The sequence below is a fragment of the Lysobacter sp. CA199 genome (assembly GCF_052078715.1).
Taxonomy (GTDB): domain Bacteria; phylum Pseudomonadota; class Gammaproteobacteria; order Xanthomonadales; family Xanthomonadaceae; genus Lysobacter.
Window position 1 is genome coordinate 355,884 of the sequence record NZ_JBQJIL010000006.1, and the last position, 18,797, is coordinate 374,680.

The following is an 18,797-nucleotide window of genomic DNA, read 5'->3' on the forward strand; positions in this document are numbered from 1 at the left end:
TGGCGCGAGACCTGCTTTCGCGCGGTTACCACCCGCCACCAACGTACGCACCATGATGTCGCCCTGGGCTGGAACGCATTGGCGAAGCGATTGGACAGAATGCTCATCGGCTAGGCGCCGTGCTCTGCGAGCCGCCACGGCGAATGATCGTGCTGGTCAGATCGGCGTGTTTGGAGACGCGCTTGGAAAACCTGCGACCCAAAGCGGGAAAGCGATCAATCCACTTCAGCGCGCGTGGGTAAAAGGCAAAGCCCGATTTTCCTGCCTCCACCGCGCTGACGATCGCGTCGGCTGCCTTCTCTGCCGAACCGAGTCCTGCCGGACCATCAAGCCAGTGCTCGACGCCCGCGATCTGCCGGACCTCTCGTGAGGCTGCGGTGTCGATCGCGCCGAAATCGAGTTCGACTACGCGCACGCCGCGCGGGCCAAGTTCCAGCGACATCATGGTAGACAGGGCCGCCAGCGCTGCGCGGGACGACGAATAGTGTCCAAGGTGCGGAAAAGCGGACACACGAGCCATCGAACCGATATTGACGATAACGCCCTCGCCGCGCTCGACCATGGCAGGGGCAAGGCCCGCGATAAGCGCAAGCGGACTCCAGACATTGGTTTCTAACTGGACGCGCGCTTCGTCACAGTCACCAACGACCCAAGTGAGTCCTTGCATCGTGGTGCCGGCGTTATTGATCAGGATGTCGACGCCGCCCAAGGCGTTCATTGCCTCCTGAGCAAGGCGGTCGGCCTCGCCGCGCTGACCGAGATCGGCCGGCAGCACGTGCGGCACGGTGCCGCCTTCGCGAGCGATCTCCGCCGCCAGGGCTTGAAGTCGCTCCTCCCGGCGCGCCGACAGGGCCAGGACCGCACCGGCCTTCGCCAACTTCTTTGCGGCGGCCCAACCGACACCGCCGGAAGCACCCGTCAGGAGAATGCGTTTTCCTTTCAGATTCATGAGCTTCGTTCTTCCACGAGGTCAATGGCATGGCGTGTTGCCGCGATGGGCCGCGGAGCCTATGATTACTTCTAACGACAGCGATCACTGTCGTTACTTGCGACAGTGATCGCTGTCGTTTGTAATGTCAAGTACTCGGAGCTTTCAGATGCGGACGTGGGCCAACGACGACCCCAAGGCGGCCTTGATGACCCGCAAGCGCGCGCAGATCGTCGAGGCCGCATTGAAGGCATTCCTCAACCACGGCTACGCGGAAAGTTCAGTCAACAAGATCGCCGATGCGGCCGGGGTTTCGATCAAGACGCTCTACCGCCATTTCGAGACCAAAGACGAACTCTTCAGCGCGGTGATGCAATTGGCTTGCTCGCGCCGACTCCCTGGCGCAGAAGGTTCCGAGTCGGGCCCGGACAACGCGGCTGATCCTGCCTGGTACGCCGAACGTCCCCAGGTCGCGCTGGTGCTCGCCGGCGAGGACTATTTGCGGCATGCCCTGTCAGAGGAACAACTCGCGATCTATCGCGTGGTCACGCGCGATGGGCACCGGTTTCCGGAACTAAGGCAGCGCTACCGTAAGGAAATCGTTGGCCACCAAGCCGTGTTGTTCGCCACCTATATTGGTCGGTGGCAGCCGTCGATGGGTTGGACGGTCGCTGACAAATACGGCGCCGCCGCCGCGTTTGGCGGCTTGCTGAAAGCAGCCTTCTTCGATGATGCGGTACAAGGTGGCCGCAAACCCACAGAAGAGGAGATATCCCAGTGCGCGCGGCGCGCGGCGGCGTGCGTGTTGAACTTGCTCGAAGCGGGGTTGCTGTAGGGAAGGTCCTAAAAACTTCCAACGCTCCCTAAAAGCGAGCTATGGGCTCGTGCTTGAAGAAGACAATCCGCGACGCTACTTCAGCATACCCTCCCTAAGCCCGGCCGCAGGCGCGTATGAACTATTCGTGGGGATCTGTACCGGACGTCGCAGCATGCCGCGAGTCCCTGTTAACCCGTCGCACCTGTAGCCAGATTAGTGACGTAGCGGCGAATCGATTCGGTCTTTCCGTTCGCCACGCAATGCCCGGTGGTCTCGCCACCGAGCTCAGTCAACAGCACGTTGCGAAACCAGTAGATCGCACGCTCCGCGTCGCCGCCGTTTGAATCCAGAAGTATGGCACTCACGCTGACCGAGTTCCGCATGTAGTCCTGCAGCTTCTCCGACTCTGGAGCGCGCAGGAGGGCCGTGCGATGCACGTGCGCAAGGTCGGCCAGACGTCGCACACTGATGCGCAGGCGTTCGGCGTAGGCCTTCGGAAATGATCGAGCTTTCACGCAGGCCTTCAGCGAAACGGGTTGAGTCTTCTCGCAGCACGGCACTCATGCGCCCGCTCTATGTAGAAAATATGATGCAATCACGATGCTCTCATGTGGGGGGCCAATCTGTCCCTGCCGTGCCGCTAAGTCGTTGAATCAGAAGGCGCTGGCCAGCGAACAGGTGAGAGTAGCGCTTTATGCGTAACCGTTGATGCGGAACTAGTGCCTTTTGCGGGCCTGGTACTAGAAGATCAGATGAGCGCGCATGTGTCATACGCTGTTGGTACGGGCTCATGATCAGCGCCTTACGGGCGAACCCACAGAAGTCCGGCGCCCCGGCTCAATCGGATTACCTGATCGGACTTCTCAAGGTCGGATTCTTATCGACGCGGGCAGGCGGTAAAAAATAAGTGCAGCACGTAAAGTCGTCGAGCGCAATCAGGCGCGCTGGCTCAAACGCAGTCCTACATGGCCGCGGCGACAAGACTCTGGTCTTCCTCGACAAGTAGTCATTGGTTCGATTGGTTGACGAGGACAGCCGCTCTTGAAGAGTCAACAGATACCGGATGACATAAGTGGGAAGAAGCGGGTCAAAATTGCCAGTAGGCATGACCCTTTCTATAGCGATCCCCAACGCCATGCTTCACGCAAACGCTCGATCAGGTAGTCAATGAACGTCCGCACGCGTGGTGTTAGATGGCGGTTGTGCGGATAGATCGCATGCAGCGGCGCGGCCGGTATGGAATATGTTGGCAACACGCGCCGCAACCGCCCAGCAATGATGTCGTCGCCTACGTCCCAGATCGATTTCAGCGCGATGCCGGCGCCCTGGAGTGCCCAGTGATGGGCCGCGCCACCATCGTTGGTGATCAGCGAACCTGTCACGCGCACCGCGGTGTTGTCGTTTCCTTCGAATCGCCACTCGGCGCGTGGCTGATCGCCGATCAGGATGCAATGGTGCTTGAGCAAGTCGCTTGGGGAAGCGGGGTCGCCGTGCTTTTCCAGATACGCGGGCGTTGCGCACAGCACACGATAGTTCGGCGCCAATGGGCGTGCGACCAACGAAGAGTCGGCCAGGCTGCCGAAGCGTACGGCCATGTCGAGACCGCTATCGAGCAGGTTCACTACGGTATCGGTGAGTTCCAGTTGCACCGAAAGTTGAGGGTGTTCTTGCTGGAAATCCGCAACGATCGGCGCGATCCATTGCCGGCCGAGATCGTTCGGTGCGGTGAGCCGTAGCAATCCATCCACGCTCTGGCGCCGCCGCGACATCAAAGCCTCGGCTTGCTCGACCTCGGCCAGGATGCGCAACACTTGGGCGTGGAACAGCGCCCCTTCTTCGGTCAGGGTCTGCCGACGCGTCGTGCGTTGAATCAGGCGTACGCCGAGACTCGTCTCCAACTGGGACAAGCGTTTACTGACCACCGCTAGCGACAGATCCAGTTCGCGGGCGGCTTCGGACAAGCTGCCGGCGGACACGATGCGCGCAAAGACCACGAGACTCGACAGGTTGTCGATCATGGCGGGCCCTATTCTCAATATTTCAGAAAGTATTCTTTCGCTTTGGCAGCGTATTTCATACCGAAAGGGAAAGCCACAATCGCGATCAACCGGCGAATCGCGTTCGACCGGACATCCAACCCTGCCTTATCGAACGGAGAATCCCCATGTCGTTGTCGCCCGCCCACCTGGCCCGTAGAAGTTTCTGGCTGCCTGTTTTCCTGGCCGCTGCGATGGCGACGCCCGCCTTCGCCGCAACCGATCCACTGGTACAGCCCGGTACCGTGATCGTGGACCATAGCCTGCCCAAGACGCAGGTCGCCGCCCAGCTATTGGCCGCGCGCCGCTACGGCACCTTCTGGAACAATGGAGCTGAAGCGCTCGCTCGCGCCGCGCTTGCGCCTGATTTCAAGGATTCCACGCTGCCGCCAGGCCGTGCGCAAGGTATCGCCGGGCCGCTAGCGGCATCCAAAATGATGCATGCGGCCGTGCCCGACCTGCGCTGTGAGATCAAGCAGATGATGGTGGTCGGCGACCGGGTCGTTTCTCATCTGCGCTTTACCGGCCACTTCAGCGGCCAGTTGAAGGGTGTCCAAGGCAAAGGACAGCCGATCGATTTCATCGCGACGGATATCTATCGAATCGTCGACGGGCGCATCGCCGAGAACTGGCATCTCGAAGACAATTTGACGTTCATGCAGCAAGTCGATCTGGTCGCCAAATAGAAGGGGATCGTAAGAAGAAAGCGCCAGCTCACGCTGGCGCTCCTCCGGCGACGAGCAAGTGCTGGCCGCTTACGAACGACGCCAAGTGTCCAGCCAGATATTCGGCGGCGTCGGCCACATCCTCCATCGTGCCCATGCGCTGAATCGGCCGGAAGGACTTGATGAAATCGCGGAATTCCGCGTTGACGCCTTCGCTGAAGACGCCCGCGCCTTCGATGGCGGTGGGCAGGATCGAATTGGCGGTCACGCCGCGGTGTCCGATTTCCTTGGCCAACACCTCGATCAGGAACTGCGCCGCGATCTTGCTGCCGCCATACAGGCCGCGTCCGGGCAACGGGTAGGCGGTATTGCTCGACCCCACGTAGATGATGCGTCCATGATCGGCGATCAGTCGTGCGGCGGCCTGCAAGGTGAAGAACGCGCCCTTGGTGTTGATGCCGAACAGACGATCGAAATCGGCTTCGGTGAAGTCGATGATCGGCTGGCCGACGAGCTCCACGCCGGCGTTGGCGACCACGATGTCCAGCGCACTGAAGCGCTCCAATGTTTCGCCGAACAAGCGCTCGATGTCGCCGACTTTCGATACGTCGGCCTGCACGGCGATGGCTTTCGCACCCAGCCGTTCGATAGACGCGACGGTATCCAGCGCGCTTTTAGAATCCGATTGATAGTTGACGACGACGTTCGCGCCCAACGCGCCGTAGCGTTCGGCGATGGCCTTGCCGAGGCCACGCGCTGAACCGGTGACGAGCGCGACTTTGTTCTTTAGATCGGTCATGAGATGTTTCTCCGGGCATGCGCACTCATGCCGCGAGAGCGGCACGAGTCGACGAGTGCTATGTGCGCGGTTGTGCCGGCGAGCCGAGCCTGCGAGGGCTCGGCGCATTACTGAGTGCCGGTAGTGCCCCGCGGCTGTCGATCTCAGGCCGAGGCCGGAAGATCGGTCGAGGACGCGGTGTCCTTCTGCGCTTCGACCTCGTTCAAACGCTCGGTCAGCGCCTTGTGGATCGCAGCGAACGAGTCGCTGCCCAACACCAAGCGCTTGGGCGCGGGCGTCTGTTCAACGCTGGCGATCATCGCGCTGGCCATCTTGGCCGGATCGCCGTTGGGCAGGCGCGTGGTGTCCTGCAGGATCGTGCGCACCATGCCGGCCGGCGTGCCCGCATAGGCATCGTTCTGGGCCGAACCGATTTGGGCGCTGCCGGAGCGGAACTGTGTGCGCGCACCACCGGGCTCGACGATGGTCACGCCGATGCCGAACGGCGCGAGTTCCTGCGCCATCGAATCGAAGAAGCCTTCCATGCCCCACTTGCTGGCGTGATAGAGCGAGGCGCCGGCGTGGGTGGCCTGGCCGCCATAGGTCGACAGCGCGAGGATGCGGCCGCCGCCCTGCGCGCGCAGATGCGGAAGCGCCGCGCGCACGACCTGGATCGGTCCGACCAGGTTGGTGTTGATCTGGTGGACGATCTGATCGTCGCTCAGTTCTTCGGCCGCGCCGAACAGGCCGTAGCCGGCGTTGTTGACCACCACGTCGATCTTGCCCAGGTCGGCGAAGGCTTGATTGACGACACGATGGATGGCCGGCGTATCAGTCACGTCGAGCTGTGCCAGCCACAGCCGGTCGCCGTACTGGGCCTGCAAGTCGTCCATCGACTCCAAGTTGCGGACGGTCCCGGCGACGCGGTCGCCGCGGGCCAGCAGTTGTTCGGTCATATGGCGGCCGAAGCCGCTGTTCACGCCAGTGATTAGCCAGGTGCGCTGTGTCATCTCGGGATCCTCGAAAGTGAATGGACCGGCTAACTAACTAGACGGTTAGATGTAGGTTGCGCCTATCTAACCGGTTAGTCAAGTGCTAGAATGCAGGCATTACGGACTGGTTGGGAGCGATTAATGCGGAACGCCGAAGCCTCACGCGAGCGGATACTGGAGGCGGCCATGGCGGAGTTTTCCGCCTATGGCATCGCCGGGGCTCGGGTCGATCGGATCGCCAAGACGGCTGGGTGCAACAAGAACCTGATTTACATCTATTTCGAGAGCAAGGAAGCGCTGTTCACCACGATTCTGCGCAAGCACCTGACCCGGGTTTACGAGGAGCTCGCGTTCGCGCCCGATGATCTGCCGGGTTATGCGGAACGAGTATTCGACTTCGCGTTAGCCAATCCCGATCTGATGCGGCTGATGGCCTGGTCTGGCCTGGAGCAGCCGCCCGAAGGCATGCCCGAGCGTGGCGCGTCGCGGGACGGAAAGGTGGCTGCGCTGGAGCAAGAGCAACTCGAAGGCCGGGCGGGTAACGCGTTCCCGGCCGGCTTTCTGCTGACCACGGTGATGACCCTGGCCACCGCCTGGTCGGCGGCCAATCCGTTCGGACCGTCGTTCGATCCGCAGGCGAGCACCGATCCTGAGACCTTGCGCAAGAACATCGGCAGAGCGGTGCGGTTGCTGGTGCAGGCTGACGAGCCTGACGCCTGATCGGTCAGGTCAGGCTTGGATCACTTCTTCGGTTTGGATGCCCTGAGCGGCTTTCGGCGGCCGATGCCGATCCCGTCGCTTGTCGCAGCGTTGAACTCATGGATGAGATCGATGAAAGCGCGCAGTCCGGCGGGAATGTGTCTGCGTCCCGAGTAGTAGAGACACAATCCGGCGAACGAAATCATGCACTCGTCCAGGACCCGCACGAGTCGCCCGCTCGCGACATCTGCCTCGATATACCACTCGGCGACCTGCGCCAAGCCGAGTCCCTGTCGCGCCGCTTCCAGCATCAGAATCGGCGCATCCAGGATCAAATTGCCGGGCACGTCGATGGTCTGCAGGTCGCCTTGCACCATGAACTCCCATGGCGATGGCGCACCGCTGGGGAGCCGGGCGCGGATGCATTGGTGCGCGGACAGATCGGCGAGCGAACGCGGCGGCCGATGCTGGACGAAGTAATCAGGCGCCCCGACCACCGCCATGCGCAGGTCCGATCCTATCGGCACGCGAATCATGTCGCGGGGTACGAGTTCGCCGACGCGAATACCGACGTCGAATCCTTCCGCGACGATATCGACCATGCGCCCCTCGGTGACGATATCGATCGTCATCGTCGGATAGCGGCGCAGGAATTCGAGCACGATCGGCTGGAAGATCATGCATGCCGCGCCGAGTGAGCTATTGATCCGGATGCTGCCGCTGGGCGTGGAGCGATGGTCGTTGATCGCGCTCATCGCGCTTTGAATCTGCGCGAACGCCGGCCCGACCTGGGCCAGGAATTCATGGCCGGCTTCGGTCAGCGACACGCTGCGGGTGGTTCGATGAAACAGACGCACGCCCAGACGCGCTTCCAGCCCGGCCACGGCGTTGCTGAGCGCGGAGGTGGACATATCCAGCTCCACGGCCGCGGCGCGAAAACTATGCCGCCGCGCCACCGCGAGCACCGCCTCGAACTCAATCAGGCCCGTCTTGTACATTGTCCATCATTCCAGGATGACGCATTCTTGTTTATGCGTCTTATCAAGATAATAGCGTGCCCATAGACTGCCTGCGACCCCGGGAATTCCGGACCCGATCGGAGCAGTCCCATGTACCACCTCTCTCAGGCTTATATCGACGGCGCCTTCGTGCCGGTGCAAGGCACCGAGGTCGTCGACATCATCAACCCGGCCACCGAGCAAGTGATCGGCACCGTCACTCTGGGTAACCGGGACGACGTGCGCCGGGCGATCGCCGCCGCTCAGCGCGCCCAGTCCGCTTTCGGACGTACGACCAAGCAAGAACGCATCGACATGCTCCGCCGGCTGCAGGCGGCGGTCCTGGCGCGCACGGACGACATCCGCGAAGCGACCATCGACGAGTACGGCGGCCCGCTGTCGCGCTCCCAGTGGGTCAGCGAGTACGCCTCGCAATGCTTCGCCACTGCAGTGAAGACACTCGAGTCCTATGAATTCACTCGCCAAGTGGGCGACGCCACCGTGGTCATGGAGCCGGTCGGTGTCGCCGCGCTGATGACGCCCTGGAACAGCACCGCCGGTTCGATCTGCAGCAAACTGGCCAGCGCGGTCGCCGCCGGCTGCGCGAGTGTGATCAAGCCCAGCGAGTTGAGCCCGATCCAGACCCACGTCATCGCGCAGGCGATTCACGAAGCAGGCTTGCCGCCCGGCGTGGTCAATATCGTGATCGGTCGCGGCGCGGATGTCGGCGCTGAAATCAGTACCAACCCGGGCATCGCCAAGATTTCCTTCACCGGCTCCACGCCTACCGGCAAGGCGATCCTGCGCGCCGGGGCAGAGACGATGAAGCGCGTGAGTCTGGCGCTCACCGGAAAATCCGCGACCGTCATCCTGGATGACGCGGATTTCAACGATGCCATCCCGAAGGCATTGAGCGCGGGCTTTCTCAACAACGGCCAAGCCTGCATCGCGGGCACCCGCATTCTGGTGCCGCGTGCTCGACTTGCCGAGGCCGTCGGGCTCGTAAAATCCACGGTCGCCAGCCTGCAAGTAGGCGATCCGCGCGCTCCGACGACGGTGATCGGGCCCTTGGTCAGCCAGGCCCAGTACGACCGCATCCAGCATTTCATTCGTGCTGGATTGGAGGAAGGCGCCACCCTCATTGCCGGCGGCGAAGGCCGCCCGGAGCGGTTCACGCGCGGATATTTCGTCAAACCGACGGTGTTCGTCGACGTGCGTAACGATATGGAAATCGCGCGGGAGGAAATCTTCGGGCCGGTGCTGTGCTTGCTGACCTACGAAAATGAAGACGAGGCCGTGCGCATTGCCAATGATTCGGCCTACGGATTGCAGGCCTATGTGTTTTCCTCCGATGTCGAACGCGCGCGCCGGATCGCATCCCGGTTGGAAGCCGGCGGCGTGATGATCAACGCGCTCAAGCACGAACTCACCGCACCGTTCGGTGGATTCAAACAATCCGGTCTGGGCCGGGAGTACGGCACCGCTGGCTTGGAGGCCTTCCTCGAAGCCAAAACCATCGTTTCGGCGTGAGCGACCACCGATACGCATTGGTGTCCAAGCAAACCTAAAGCCATTCGTTTCTCCGCTCTGCCGGCATGGCCGGACAGTGCAGAGATCTCACGCATTGAATCATTATTGGATGAAAACGCACATGAACAATCTGGCGAACAAAGTCTCCATCGTCACTGGCGCTTCGAAAGGCATCGGTGCCGCCATAGCCAAAGGCCTGGCCGAGAACGGCGCGGCCGTCGTGGTCAATTACGCAAGCGACAGGGCCGGCGCCGATCAAGTCGTCGCGCAGATCATCGAAGGCGGCGGGAAGGCCCGGGCGATCCAAGCCGACGTATCGAAGAGAGAAGACGTACTTCGCCTGTTCAAGCAAGCCAACGACGCCTTCGGCACGGTGAACGTCCTGGTCAATAACGCAGGCGTGTTTGCGCCCGGCCCGCTGGAGACGATCACGGAAGAGGGCTTTCATCGGCATTTCGACATCAACGTTTTGGGAACGCTTCTGGCCACGCAGGAATTCGCCAGGCAGAGCGGGGAAAACGGCGGCAGCGTCATCAACATCACTTCTTCGAGCGTCGAGAACGCCGGGCCCAACAGCGCTCTTCCGGTCGCATCGAAAACCGCGGTCGCGGCGATAACCAGGGTGCTTGCCGCTGAGTTGGGGGCGCGCAAGATCCGCGTCAACTCCGTCGCACCGGGCCCTACCGACACCGAAGGTCTGCGGAAGCTGGGGGTCGGTTCGGCCATCGTCGATTACGTGGTCTCGACTACGCCGATGGGGCGCATGGGCCAGACCGAAGACGTCGCGCCTGTGGTCGTGTTTCTCGCCTCCGACGATGGCGGCTGGGTGACGGGCAACCATATTCTCGCATCGGGCGGAGCGCGTTGAAGAAAGACAATAGCCCTGCCTGTCGGCGAAAAGCGCCCGTTTACCGCGTCGCCAGTTTCATCGAAGTACCCATCTCTTTCCGGCGGCGATTGCTGTCAAAGGCCATGAGTGATATGACCCGCCACGCTTGGCTGGACGCAGACGCCTCATTACCCGTCACAAGCTTGAACTAGCCTGGCCGCGGACCGGTTTCGGTTTGGATAAATCATCAGATATCCTCGGACGCGTGACCGGTTGCGTTGTTCTCTCTACTATTCTCCATCTGCCTAATGCGTGGGCCGAGGCTGTGCAGCACTGTGCGGGACTAGAGTAAGGCCACACAAAGTTCTACACACGCTTGTTCTTCAGGACGCGCTATGGTCATTCGATAAAATCACGTTTCGTGGCTCGACCTGGCTCGAGCGTAAGGTAGAAGATGATGCGATGGCCGTCGACAATTTATGGGGTTCACCTCATCACTTCTGCCGCAGCGGAGCCAGCGCTTTATCGTTGGAGCCATTGGCAAAGAGCCGTTCCAATACTAGACGATCTCGTGGGCTTGACTGCCGAGACTACCGCCATTCGCAGCTTCCAATTGCTGAAAGGCGACTCGAAGTGGCTCCCGTTCGGCCGGATGACATGGAACAAAAAAAATAACGAGAAATGGGCGGATAAATATTGGTCCGGTGAACACATCGGCCAGGAGCCAAATTTCACGAGCACTGAGATATGGGCGCCGGACTGGAACGCCGCCGCGAAGAAAGAGCGCGCGCCGGACGTGTTTGCGATGTTGGAGCGATTTGATTCGTCTCCTATCCGGCAAGCGCTCACTATTGCAATACGTGAGCCGATCTACAGCGACAATGCGGCTAAAATCAGAGACGCCGTTACTCGACTCGGGGCGCTGCTGCCAGACCCGGTTCACTACTTCGGGCACCAGCCCTGGGCGGAAAGCGTCTGGGATTCCTTTTACAGCAATGGCCTTAGTGATCGCGGCGCGTCCACACTGGTAAAGCAACTGGTCCGCTCTAGTGCTTAGTAATTAGAAGACGTTTTTTCTCGCATCGGGCGGAGCGCGTTGAGGATCGGCGATCAACGGAAGACACTCGATCGAAAGCTCTGCCACTCTTAGCGCCTGGTTGCCCTCAATGTCGCCCGAATCAGCGAGGCATCCTTGGCTGGCGGACGCCCGAAGAAACGCGAATAGTCCCGGGTGAATTGCGACGCGCTTTCGTAGCCGACCTCGAATGCGACCGAAGAGGCGTTGTGTGCATTGGCGATCAGCAACTGCCGCGCGTGCAACAACCGAATCTGTTTCTGAAACTGGATCGGACTCATGGAGGTGACGGCCTTGAAGCGGCGATGAAACGCCGAAGGACTCATCACCGCCGTCTTGGCCAGGGTTTCGACATCGACCGGTTCGGCATAGTGCTTTCTGATCCATTCGATCGAACTTCGCACCCTGGAGAGCGCGCTGTGCGGCATCGCAATGTCGCGCAGCATCCAACCCTGCGGCCCTTGCAGTACGCGGTAGAGGATCTCTCGCTCATAGGCCGGTGCCAGCGCGGAAATCTCGTCGGGACGACTCATCAAACGCAGCATCCTGACCCAGGCGTCGATCAGTTCCGGCGTAACCGGGCAGACACAAAAGCCGCTGGCCTCATCGGCGACCTGCGCTGGCGCAGGAAGATCGGCCAATAGCGCGGCGATCTTGTCCGCAGCGAGGGTCAGGCTGACTGCCAGATAGGGCCGTTCCGGGCCGGCTTGATGGACCACGCCCGTAGCGGGAACATCGATCGTCATGACGAAGTAGCTTGCGGCGTCGAAGTGGAGTACACGATTCCCAATCGTCAGGGTTTTACCGCCCTGCACAATCAGATTGATCATCGGCTCGTAGACACCCGCGAGCTGATGTTCCGGTATCTCTCCCTTGACCATGGCCACGCCGGGAATCCCGGTTTCGGTCCGGCGATTCCCAGCCGTCGCTGTCAAAAGGCGAAGTTCTTCTATTGCGGTGTACATACAGCGATTCTGCGCCATCGCTCGCGCCACGGCCAGACAGCGAGCAGGAATAGGCAAGAACCCAGCAGGATTTGCGGGAACACACCGCAGTCTTCGGACCTAGCCTGAGGCCCTTCAGAACGGTTGGAACAGCAGATGCAAATCGTCATCATCACCGGTGGCAGTCGCGGCATCGGTCGAGCGGCCGCGATCGCTTGCGCGCAGCGCGGGCTGGACGTGATCGTCACTTACAACACGCATAAGCCCGGTGCGGATGCCGTGGTTCGCGAGGTCCAGGCGGTGGGACGCCAGGCCGCGGTGTTGGCACTGAATGTGGCCGACACTTCCAGTTTCGATATTTTCGCCGAACAACTGACGCAGGTGCTCGGCGAAACCTGGGGTCGGACGTCGTTCGACGGTCTAGTCAACAACGCCGGCATCGGCGGATTCAATCCGATCGAATCCGTCAGCGAAGCCGAGTTCGACGGTTTATTCAACGTGCACTTGAAGGGGCCGTTCTTCCTCACCCAAAGGTTGCTGCCGATGATGGCCGACGGCGGCGCCATAGTGAACGTGACCAGCGCGACGACGCGCGTGGCGACGGCCGGGGTGGCGCCGTATGCCGCCTTCAAGGGCGGGCTGGAGGTATTGACGCGTTACATGGCCAAGGAATTCGGACTACGCCGTATTCGCGCCAATGCCGTGTCGCCCGGCGCGACCCGGACCGATCTGGGCGGCAATCCGCTCGACAATCATCCCGAGTTCGCCGAGCTTCTCGCCTCGCAGACCGCTCTGGGGCGTGTCGGCGAGCCGGAGGATGTCGGCCGCGTGATCGCAACGTTGCTGAGCGGCGACAGTAGCTGGATCAATGCGCAGTCGATCGAAGTAGGCGGCGGCTACTGCATCTGATACTCAGCTGTTCTATGCGCCTATATGGCGTGTCTTGATGGGCGACCCAATGAACCAAGCTATCGAAATCACCACATTCAAGTTGACCAAAGGTCGATCGGCGGCAGACTTCATCGCGGCCAATGCACAGGTCGATCCCTGGTTGCAGCGCCAGCCCGGCTTCATATCGCGGATCATGATCGAACAGGCTGGCGGCGGCATCATGGATCTGGTGATCTGGGAGCGCCCGCGGCAGGCCGAGGACGCTGCCCGGCGACTCATGATCGAACTGAAAGATGCCGCGGTCCACGACGCGATAGATCAGCGAACCGTCTCATGGTCGGTCGCGTCGATCATTCATCGTCTTGGACAGCAATCCTAAGCTTCATCCGGCGTGCGTAGTGATGCCCGTGGAGCTTTAACTGTTCGAGCAACGGCCGATCGGCAGCGACATATGACTCGCTCTCGCATGGTGCCTGGGAACCTTCGTTCTGGCTTACGTCCTCGCCATGACGGTCTACAGGCGCAAGATCGCCTGAGGGTGGGTCGGACAAACCGCGCGTCCACCCACCCATCGCATGACGGGGTGGGCGGGCGTGGCGCCTGCTCCCAATGCGCTCCCATGGTTCCGCCATTCGCGCAGGCCTGAGCCGTCGCGGCGCGACTGAGCCTGTTTACGCGGGATATACGCCCGAGCCGCAATTATGGAATGGAGTGTTTACGCCATCTGCCAGGACACTGCCTGCGATTCGTCCTGTGAGCGTACTCGGTGTTCTTCCCGCTTCGATTGGTCCCGCACGAAACGCGGATAAATTTCCTCGGCGTCAAGCACGTGACGCTGAGCGTGGCGGTGTTGATGCTGCTCGCGTCGATCGCGATCATCGCGATCAAGGGTTACGATCTGGCGCTCGAATTCACCGGTGGCGTCGCCACCGAGGTCAGGCCCAATGCCGGTGTCACGATCGACAAGATCCGCGAACGCGCGGCCGAGCAAGGCCTGCAATCGCTGCAAGTGCAGACCTTCGGCGGTGGCCACATCCTGATCCGCGCCGAAGCCGGGCAGGCCGAGCACGCGCAGGCGCAACAGGCCATCGAGCGCGCACTCGATCAGGCCGGAGGCGGGACGATCGTGCGCAACGAACTCATCGGTCCCCAGATGGGGCGCGAACTCGCGACCAACGGGGTGACGGCGCTGCTGTTCGTGCTGACCGGATTCCTGCTGTTTCTCACCGTGCGTTTCGAATGGAAGTTCGCGGTGGCCGCCAGCGCGACCTTGATGTTCGACTTGTCCGTGGTCGCTGGCACCGCATCGCTGCTCGAGTGGTCGATCGATCTGACGGTCATCGCCGGCCTGCTGTCGGTGATGGGCGTTTCGATCAACGACAAGATCGTGGTGTTCGATCGCGTTCGCGAGAACCTGCGACGAAGTCGCGACACCACGGCCAACATCATGAACAGCTCCATAAATCAGACCCTGTCTCGCACTATGATCACTTCTCTCGTTGTGTTTCTGTCGGTTCTCGCGCTGTTCTTCTACGGCGGAGAGAGTCTGCGCGGCATGTCGTCGGTGCTGATGACCGGCGTGGTCGTGGCGACGCTGTCGTCGATCTTCGTCGCCTGTCCGCTGTTGACCGACCGTTTCCTGGGCTTGCGTTCGCAGGATATGGTCCGCAAATCCGGCGGCGCCGACGATCTGGACCGACGCCCCTGAGATCCGATGCCGCGGCGCGCCATGCGCCGAGGCATTCGTCGTCGCCCGGGCCTGCGCGCATGCGCAGGCGTTGCCCGCAACCGCGTCGCCCGCTGCGGGTCTGCACGCTGCCCGGTATTCCCCCGGAGGCAATCATGTCGATCGTTCTGTTGCGTGGCCCGAAGCGGCCTAATGGCATGTACCGCGATCAGTGCGAAATCGATCGTCTGCTGCTGGTGCAGCTCATCATTCGCGCCCGTCGCGCGGGCCGGCGCATCGCCGTCCGCAATCTGGCCAGCGACAAGGCGATGATCGCTGCGATCGAGGAACAGCAAGTGCCGCAAGTCGAGGCGATTCTGCTCGATACCGGTGCCTGCGTGCGCGACCGCCGTATCCTGCAAGCTCTGCAGGCCTGTCGTCTGCCTTACGTGGAGATTCGCCCCAGCCATTTGACCGATGCGCGTTTGTGCGAGCCGGAAGGCATCGAGAACCGCATCGCTCTGGTGCGCGGCGTGCAGTCGCAGGCCTATGTTCTGGCGCTGTCCATCGCCCTGGAGCATCTCACCCGCGATGCAGGACTTGTGCCGCGCGACGCGATGGCGTCCTGACGGGGCGGCTGAGACGGGAGGGCGCTAGATCGCGACGCGACGGCCGATCTCTATGAGCCGGTTGTCCGGAATGCGGAAGAACGCCGTCGCCGGCATCGCGTTTCGCGCCAGATAAGCGAACAGCTTGTCGCGCCAGGCCATCATGCCGGTGCGATCGCCGGCGATGATATTTTCGCGGCTGGTGAAGAAGGTCGTCTCCATCGTGTCGAATCCCAGTCCGCGCACCGCGCAGGCGTCCAGCGCGGCCATGACATCCGGATCTTCGGCGAAGCCGAAACTGGCGCGGATGCGGTAGAAGTTCTCGTCCAGCCTCTCCACGACGACTCGTTGCCCGGGTTCGGCATAGGGCTCGTCGAGCACCTCGACGGTGAAGATCACATTGCGCTCGTGCAGGACCTTGTTGTGCTTGAGGTTATGCAGCAGCGCCTGCGGCGCCAGCTCGGGTTCGGTGGTCAGGAAGATCGCGGTGCCGGGCACCCGTACCGGCGGATGCGCGGTCAACGAGGCCGCGCACGGTCCGAGTGGAATGCCCTGGCCGCGGATATGTTGGGTCAGCAGTTCGCGCCCGCGACGCCAGGTGATCATGAGCGTGAACGCGACGACGCCCAGTACCAACGGGAACCAGCCGCCGCTGCCGATCTTCATCAGATTGGCGCCGACGAAGGCCAGGTCTATCGTCAACAACACCACCGCCAGCGGCAGCACCGCCAGCCACGGCCAATGCCACAGCCGACGCGCGACCAACAGGGCCAGGCAGGTGGTCATCAGCATGGTGCCGCTGACGGCGATGCCGAACGAAGCCGCCAGCGCGCTGGACGAACGGAAGCCCAGCGTCGCAGCCAGCACCAGGACCAGCAGGATCGAATTGACCGCCGGCAGATAGACTTGCCCGCGCAGCTCCGGCGAGGTCTGAAGTACGCGCATGCGCGGCAGATAGCCCAACTGCATGCCTTCGCGCATCATGGAATACGCGCCCGAAATCACCGCCTGCGATGCGATCACTGTGGCGCAGGTGGCCAATGCGATCATCGGATACAACAGCGCCTGCGGGACCATGCGATAGAACGGGCCGACGGATGCGGCGGGATCGTTCCACAGCAAGGCGCCCTGCCCGAAATAGCTCAGCAGCAAGCAAGGCAGAGCGACCGTGCTCCAGGCCAGACGGATCGGTTTGGCCCCGAAGTGACCCATGTCGGCGTACAGCGCCTCCGCACCGGTCAGCACCAGCACCGTGGCGCCCAGCGTAGTGAAGCCGGCGAAGCCGTTGCGCAGGAAGAAATTCACCGCGTGATGCGGGCTCAGCGCCGCCAGCACCTGCGGAGCGCGCAGCAGCGAAAGCAAACCCAGCACGCCGATGGTGAGCAGCCATATCAGCATCACCGGACCGAACAAGCCGCCGACCCGTGCGGTACCGAAACGTTGCACCGAGAACAGGACGAGCAGAATGACCACGCTCAACGGAACGATCCACGCGTCCAGTCCGGGTGCGGCGATCTTCAGACCTTCCACCGCCGACAGCACGGAGATGGCTGGGGTGATCACGCTGTCGCCGAAGAACAACGATGCGCCGGCCAGTCCGGCCATCACCGCCCACCAGCGCAGCCGCGGGTGTTCCTTCAACGCACGTTGAGCCAGGGCGAGCAGGGCCATGATCCCGCCTTCGCCCTTGTTGTGCGCGCGCATGATGAACAGCACGTATTTCAGCGATACGATTCCGATGAGCGACCAGAACGTCAAAGACAAGATGCCCGTCACGTTGTCGCGCGTAGGCCGCACGCCATGCGCACCGAAGGCTTCCTGCAGCGCATACAGCGGACTGGTGGCGATGTCGCCGAACACGATGCCCAGCGCTGCGACCGCCAGCACGGGAAGCGCCTTGGTGCCCGCGGATTCGTCGGTCGGCGCTGCCGCGTCTGGGAGGGGGCGGTGGCTGGAGGTCACTGGCAATGCTCTTTTTGATCGCAAAGCGCAGTTTCGAGCAGCTGCGCGTAAATTTGTCGTAAAAAATAGAGGCGCCGCTCACGAGTCTGGCCGCATCTGGCGCCATATGGGCGAACCCACACGGAACTTCAGGTTCCAGTCGACTAGGGCTTCCCCCAGGTGGGGACTCCAGCAGGTTGTGACGAGATCGGCTTCGCTGTTAGCGTGCGGCAACTTGCCAAGATTGCGATTTCGATATGAGCGTCATCTCCGGGTCCGGCGGTTATCTGCCTCAGGTCAACACGCAGCCCGCCGCTTCGAACTACGCGTCGACCGCGACTCGCGATGCCGCATCTCCGAGCCCCGGCCCCGTGGCGGCCGCGGAGGAAATCGAGCATATCCACCAGGGGGAGGGCTCTCCCTGGACCGCGCAAGGGCTTGGTTACGACGAAGCCGAACGGACCTTCTTCACCACCTACTATCGGGACGATCCGCCCGACACGATCACCATCGATCCAGGCAACAACGGCACGCAGATCGAGACGGCCAATCCTAGTCCTCAGGCCGATCTTCCGAACGTGCGGTTGTCGGTGCAGGATCGCGTCACCGGCGCTGAACTCCCGGATGTCTACCTTGCCGGCCCCGACGGCCGCCAGGAGCTGAGCAAGGGCGGCGGCGTCGCGGTTGCCGGCGAATACGTCTATGTGGCCGATTCGTCCCAGGTCTATGTCTATCGACGCGATGACATTTACAACGCCAGGCCCGGGCAGATCGTCGAGGCCGTGCGGGTGAACGAAGTCGAAGAGGGTTCGGCCAGCTACATCAACATCCACGACGGGAAGGCGTATGTGGGGCGCTGGGTCGAGAACCATCCGTGGCAGAGCGCCGCAGACGGCGACCCGGAAGTCCACGTGTACCAGATCGATCCCGAAACGGGACGCTTCGTCAACGAGGGCGGTGGCTATACCTACAACGTGGAAGATCCGCGCCGGACTTCCGCCGCACCGCTCGCCACGATCCAGACGCCGTACAACGTCCAGGGCATTGCAGTCGACGACGACGGCATCGCGTTCAGCGCAAGCTTCGGCGACTTCGGCCCGGCACCGAGCGATCTGATCTGGCAGGACTGGTCCGACCGGTCGAACTATGAACTGAGCGGCGATCGCCGCGAATACGACGTTCCGGACTACAACGAGGGTATCCAGATCGTCGACGGCGAAATTTTCGTCGCCACCGAAGAAGGCGCTGAAAAGTACGACGGCGAGGGTGGACTGAACGAGATCCGTCGCTACGACCTGGATGACGTCAAGGAAGGTTGAGTATCGTCCGATAGCCGTATCGGGACGGCCGTATCGGCAAGCAGCGCGCACGGACGAATACAGCGCAATCGCTACATCCAT

The 18,797-nt window shown here is 61.9% G+C and carries 19 protein-coding genes and 1 pseudogene; 11 read left to right on the forward strand and 9 right to left on the reverse strand.

The window, feature by feature from the left end:
• Window positions 1-103 precede the first annotated feature (103 nt).
• Window positions 104-949, reverse strand: a complete 846-nt coding sequence (locus ACTOWJ_RS13005; RefSeq protein ID WP_441335039.1) for an SDR family NAD(P)-dependent oxidoreductase — start codon at window positions 947-949, stop codon at window positions 104-106.
• Between the two features lie 187 nt (window positions 950-1,136).
• Between ACTOWJ_RS13005 and ACTOWJ_RS13010 the strand changes: the two genes are divergently transcribed.
• On the forward strand, window positions 1,137-1,763 hold the full coding sequence (locus tag ACTOWJ_RS13010; protein WP_441335040.1) for a TetR/AcrR family transcriptional regulator: 627 nt from the start codon (window positions 1,137-1,139) through the stop codon (window positions 1,761-1,763).
• A 170-nt stretch (window positions 1,764-1,933) separates the two neighbouring features.
• On the opposite strand, the gene ACTOWJ_RS13015 is transcribed toward ACTOWJ_RS13010, so the two are convergent.
• Together ACTOWJ_RS13015 and ACTOWJ_RS13020 are read right to left on the reverse strand one after the other, a co-directional pair.
• The gene (locus ACTOWJ_RS13015) at window positions 1,934-2,260 is read right to left on the reverse strand and encodes a hypothetical protein (protein WP_441335041.1); all 327 of its coding nucleotides are present in this window, start codon (window positions 2,258-2,260) and stop codon (window positions 1,934-1,936) included.
• A gap of 600 nt (window positions 2,261-2,860) precedes the next feature.
• On the reverse strand, window positions 2,861-3,763 hold the full coding sequence (locus tag ACTOWJ_RS13020) for a LysR family transcriptional regulator (protein WP_441335042.1): 903 nt from the start codon (window positions 3,761-3,763) through the stop codon (window positions 2,861-2,863).
• A gap of 146 nt (window positions 3,764-3,909) precedes the next feature.
• Here ACTOWJ_RS13020 and ACTOWJ_RS13025 point away from each other — a divergent pair, with 146 nt between their 5' ends.
• Complete coding sequence (locus tag ACTOWJ_RS13025) at window positions 3,910-4,467, forward strand: ester cyclase (RefSeq protein ID WP_441335043.1); 558 nt, start codon at window positions 3,910-3,912, stop codon at window positions 4,465-4,467.
• 28 nt (window positions 4,468-4,495) lie between these two features.
• Here the strand turns inward: ACTOWJ_RS13025 and ACTOWJ_RS13030 are convergent, their stop codons facing one another.
• On the reverse strand, window positions 4,496-5,245 hold the full coding sequence (locus ACTOWJ_RS13030; RefSeq protein ID WP_441335044.1) for an SDR family NAD(P)-dependent oxidoreductase: 750 nt from the start codon (window positions 5,243-5,245) through the stop codon (window positions 4,496-4,498).
• A 143-nt stretch (window positions 5,246-5,388) separates the two neighbouring features.
• Window positions 5,389-6,234, reverse strand: a complete 846-nt coding sequence (locus ACTOWJ_RS13035; RefSeq protein ID WP_441335045.1) for an SDR family oxidoreductase — start codon at window positions 6,232-6,234, stop codon at window positions 5,389-5,391.
• Between the two features lie 123 nt (window positions 6,235-6,357).
• On the opposite strand from ACTOWJ_RS13035, the gene ACTOWJ_RS13040 reads away from it, so the two are divergent.
• Window positions 6,358-6,936 (forward strand): TetR family transcriptional regulator, encoded by a 579-nt coding sequence (locus tag ACTOWJ_RS13040; protein ID WP_441335046.1) that lies wholly within the window; start codon window positions 6,358-6,360, stop codon window positions 6,934-6,936.
• 20 nt (window positions 6,937-6,956) lie between these two features.
• Here the strand turns inward: ACTOWJ_RS13040 and ACTOWJ_RS13045 are convergent, their stop codons facing one another.
• Both ACTOWJ_RS13045 and ACTOWJ_RS13050 read right to left on the reverse strand, forming a co-directional pair.
• Window positions 6,957-7,670 carry a LysR substrate-binding domain-containing protein gene (locus tag ACTOWJ_RS13045; RefSeq protein ID WP_441335113.1) on the reverse strand — a complete coding sequence of 238 codons (714 nt, stop codon included), beginning with the start codon at window positions 7,668-7,670 and terminating at the stop codon, window positions 6,957-6,959.
• Between the two features lie 60 nt (window positions 7,671-7,730).
• Window positions 7,731-7,913: pseudogene (locus ACTOWJ_RS13050) on the reverse strand (helix-turn-helix domain-containing protein); the annotation flags it as partial.
• Between the two features lie 111 nt (window positions 7,914-8,024).
• Between ACTOWJ_RS13050 and ACTOWJ_RS13055 the strand changes: the two are divergent.
• The 3 genes from ACTOWJ_RS13055 to ACTOWJ_RS13065 all read left to right on the forward strand — a co-directional run bounded on the left by ACTOWJ_RS13055 (window position 8,025) and on the right by ACTOWJ_RS13065 (window position 11,329).
• Window positions 8,025-9,443, forward strand: a complete 1,419-nt coding sequence (locus ACTOWJ_RS13055; RefSeq protein WP_441335047.1) for an aldehyde dehydrogenase family protein — start codon at window positions 8,025-8,027, stop codon at window positions 9,441-9,443.
• A gap of 121 nt (window positions 9,444-9,564) precedes the next feature.
• Complete coding sequence (locus ACTOWJ_RS13060) at window positions 9,565-10,311, forward strand: SDR family NAD(P)-dependent oxidoreductase (protein ID WP_441335048.1); 747 nt, start codon at window positions 9,565-9,567, stop codon at window positions 10,309-10,311.
• 538 nt (window positions 10,312-10,849) lie between these two features.
• The gene (locus ACTOWJ_RS13065) at window positions 10,850-11,329 is read left to right on the forward strand and encodes a hypothetical protein (protein WP_441335049.1); all 480 of its coding nucleotides are present in this window, start codon (window positions 10,850-10,852) and stop codon (window positions 11,327-11,329) included.
• An 89-nt stretch (window positions 11,330-11,418) separates the two neighbouring features.
• Here the strand turns inward: ACTOWJ_RS13065 and ACTOWJ_RS13070 are convergent, their stop codons facing one another.
• On the reverse strand, window positions 11,419-12,312 hold the full coding sequence (locus ACTOWJ_RS13070) for an AraC family transcriptional regulator N-terminal domain-containing protein (RefSeq protein ID WP_441335050.1): 894 nt from the start codon (window positions 12,310-12,312) through the stop codon (window positions 11,419-11,421).
• Window positions 12,313-12,447: 135 nt separating this feature from the next.
• Between ACTOWJ_RS13070 and ACTOWJ_RS13075 the strand changes: the two genes are divergently transcribed.
• The 4 genes from ACTOWJ_RS13075 to ACTOWJ_RS13090 all read left to right on the forward strand — a co-directional run bounded on the left by ACTOWJ_RS13075 (window position 12,448) and on the right by ACTOWJ_RS13090 (window position 15,477).
• Complete coding sequence (locus ACTOWJ_RS13075) at window positions 12,448-13,200, forward strand: SDR family NAD(P)-dependent oxidoreductase (protein WP_441335051.1); 753 nt, start codon at window positions 12,448-12,450, stop codon at window positions 13,198-13,200.
• A 49-nt stretch (window positions 13,201-13,249) separates the two neighbouring features.
• Window positions 13,250-13,561 (forward strand): hypothetical protein, encoded by a 312-nt coding sequence (locus tag ACTOWJ_RS13080; RefSeq protein ID WP_441335052.1) that lies wholly within the window; start codon window positions 13,250-13,252, stop codon window positions 13,559-13,561.
• A gap of 387 nt (window positions 13,562-13,948) precedes the next feature.
• Window positions 13,949-14,890, forward strand: coding sequence for a protein translocase subunit SecF (gene secF / locus ACTOWJ_RS13085; protein WP_441335053.1), 942 nt, complete (start codon window positions 13,949-13,951; stop codon window positions 14,888-14,890).
• Window positions 14,891-15,024: 134 nt separating this feature from the next.
• Window positions 15,025-15,477 (forward strand): hypothetical protein, encoded by a 453-nt coding sequence (locus ACTOWJ_RS13090; RefSeq protein ID WP_441335054.1) that lies wholly within the window; start codon window positions 15,025-15,027, stop codon window positions 15,475-15,477.
• 24 nt (window positions 15,478-15,501) lie between these two features.
• Here ACTOWJ_RS13090 and ACTOWJ_RS13095 read toward each other — a convergent pair whose 3' ends face one another.
• On the reverse strand, window positions 15,502-17,418 hold the full coding sequence (locus tag ACTOWJ_RS13095) for a potassium transporter Kup (RefSeq protein ID WP_441335055.1): 1,917 nt from the start codon (window positions 17,416-17,418) through the stop codon (window positions 15,502-15,504).
• Window positions 17,419-17,654: 236 nt separating this feature from the next.
• Between ACTOWJ_RS13095 and ACTOWJ_RS13100 the strand changes: the two genes are divergently transcribed.
• Entirely contained in the window at window positions 17,655-18,716 is a 1,062-nt protein-coding gene (locus ACTOWJ_RS13100; RefSeq protein ID WP_441335056.1) for a hypothetical protein, read from the forward strand.
• The last annotated feature ends 81 nt before the right edge of the window (window positions 18,717-18,797 follow it).

What these genes read in the sequence shown, in the direction of transcription:
- ACTOWJ_RS13020 (WP_441335042.1), bottom strand. Translation starts at nt 3,763, where the DNA reads ATGATCGACAACCTGTCGAGTCTCGTGGTCTTTGCGCGCATCGTGTCC.
- ACTOWJ_RS13030 (WP_441335044.1), bottom strand. Translation starts at nt 5,245, where the DNA reads ATGACCGATCTAAAGAACAAAGTCGCGCTCGTCACCGGTTCAGCGCGT.
- ACTOWJ_RS13060 (WP_441335048.1), top strand. Translation starts at nt 9,565, where the DNA reads ATGAACAATCTGGCGAACAAAGTCTCCATCGTCACTGGCGCTTCGAAA.
- ACTOWJ_RS13035 (WP_441335045.1), bottom strand. Translation starts at nt 6,234, where the DNA reads ATGACACAGCGCACCTGGCTAATCACTGGCGTGAACAGCGGCTTCGGC.
- ACTOWJ_RS13010 (WP_441335040.1), top strand. Translation starts at nt 1,137, where the DNA reads ATGACCCGCAAGCGCGCGCAGATCGTCGAGGCCGCATTGAAGGCATTC.
- ACTOWJ_RS13090 (WP_441335054.1), top strand. Translation starts at nt 15,025, where the DNA reads ATGTCGATCGTTCTGTTGCGTGGCCCGAAGCGGCCTAATGGCATGTAC.
- ACTOWJ_RS13040 (WP_441335046.1), top strand. Translation starts at nt 6,358, where the DNA reads ATGCGGAACGCCGAAGCCTCACGCGAGCGGATACTGGAGGCGGCCATG.
- ACTOWJ_RS13055 (WP_441335047.1), top strand. Translation starts at nt 8,025, where the DNA reads ATGTACCACCTCTCTCAGGCTTATATCGACGGCGCCTTCGTGCCGGTG.
- ACTOWJ_RS13045 (WP_441335113.1), bottom strand. Translation starts at nt 7,670, where the DNA reads ATGAGCGCGATCAACGACCATCGCTCCACGCCCAGCGGCAGCATCCGG.
- ACTOWJ_RS13025 (WP_441335043.1), top strand. Translation starts at nt 3,910, where the DNA reads ATGTCGTTGTCGCCCGCCCACCTGGCCCGTAGAAGTTTCTGGCTGCCT.
- ACTOWJ_RS13005 (WP_441335039.1), bottom strand. Translation starts at nt 949, where the DNA reads ATGAATCTGAAAGGAAAACGCATTCTCCTGACGGGTGCTTCCGGCGGT.
- ACTOWJ_RS13075 (WP_441335051.1), top strand. Translation starts at nt 12,448, where the DNA reads ATGCAAATCGTCATCATCACCGGTGGCAGTCGCGGCATCGGTCGAGCG.
- ACTOWJ_RS13100 (WP_441335056.1), top strand. Translation starts at nt 17,655, where the DNA reads ATGAGCGTCATCTCCGGGTCCGGCGGTTATCTGCCTCAGGTCAACACG.
- ACTOWJ_RS13070 (WP_441335050.1), bottom strand. Translation starts at nt 12,312, where the DNA reads ATGTACACCGCAATAGAAGAACTTCGCCTTTTGACAGCGACGGCTGGG.
- ACTOWJ_RS13080 (WP_441335052.1), top strand. Translation starts at nt 13,250, where the DNA reads ATGAACCAAGCTATCGAAATCACCACATTCAAGTTGACCAAAGGTCGA.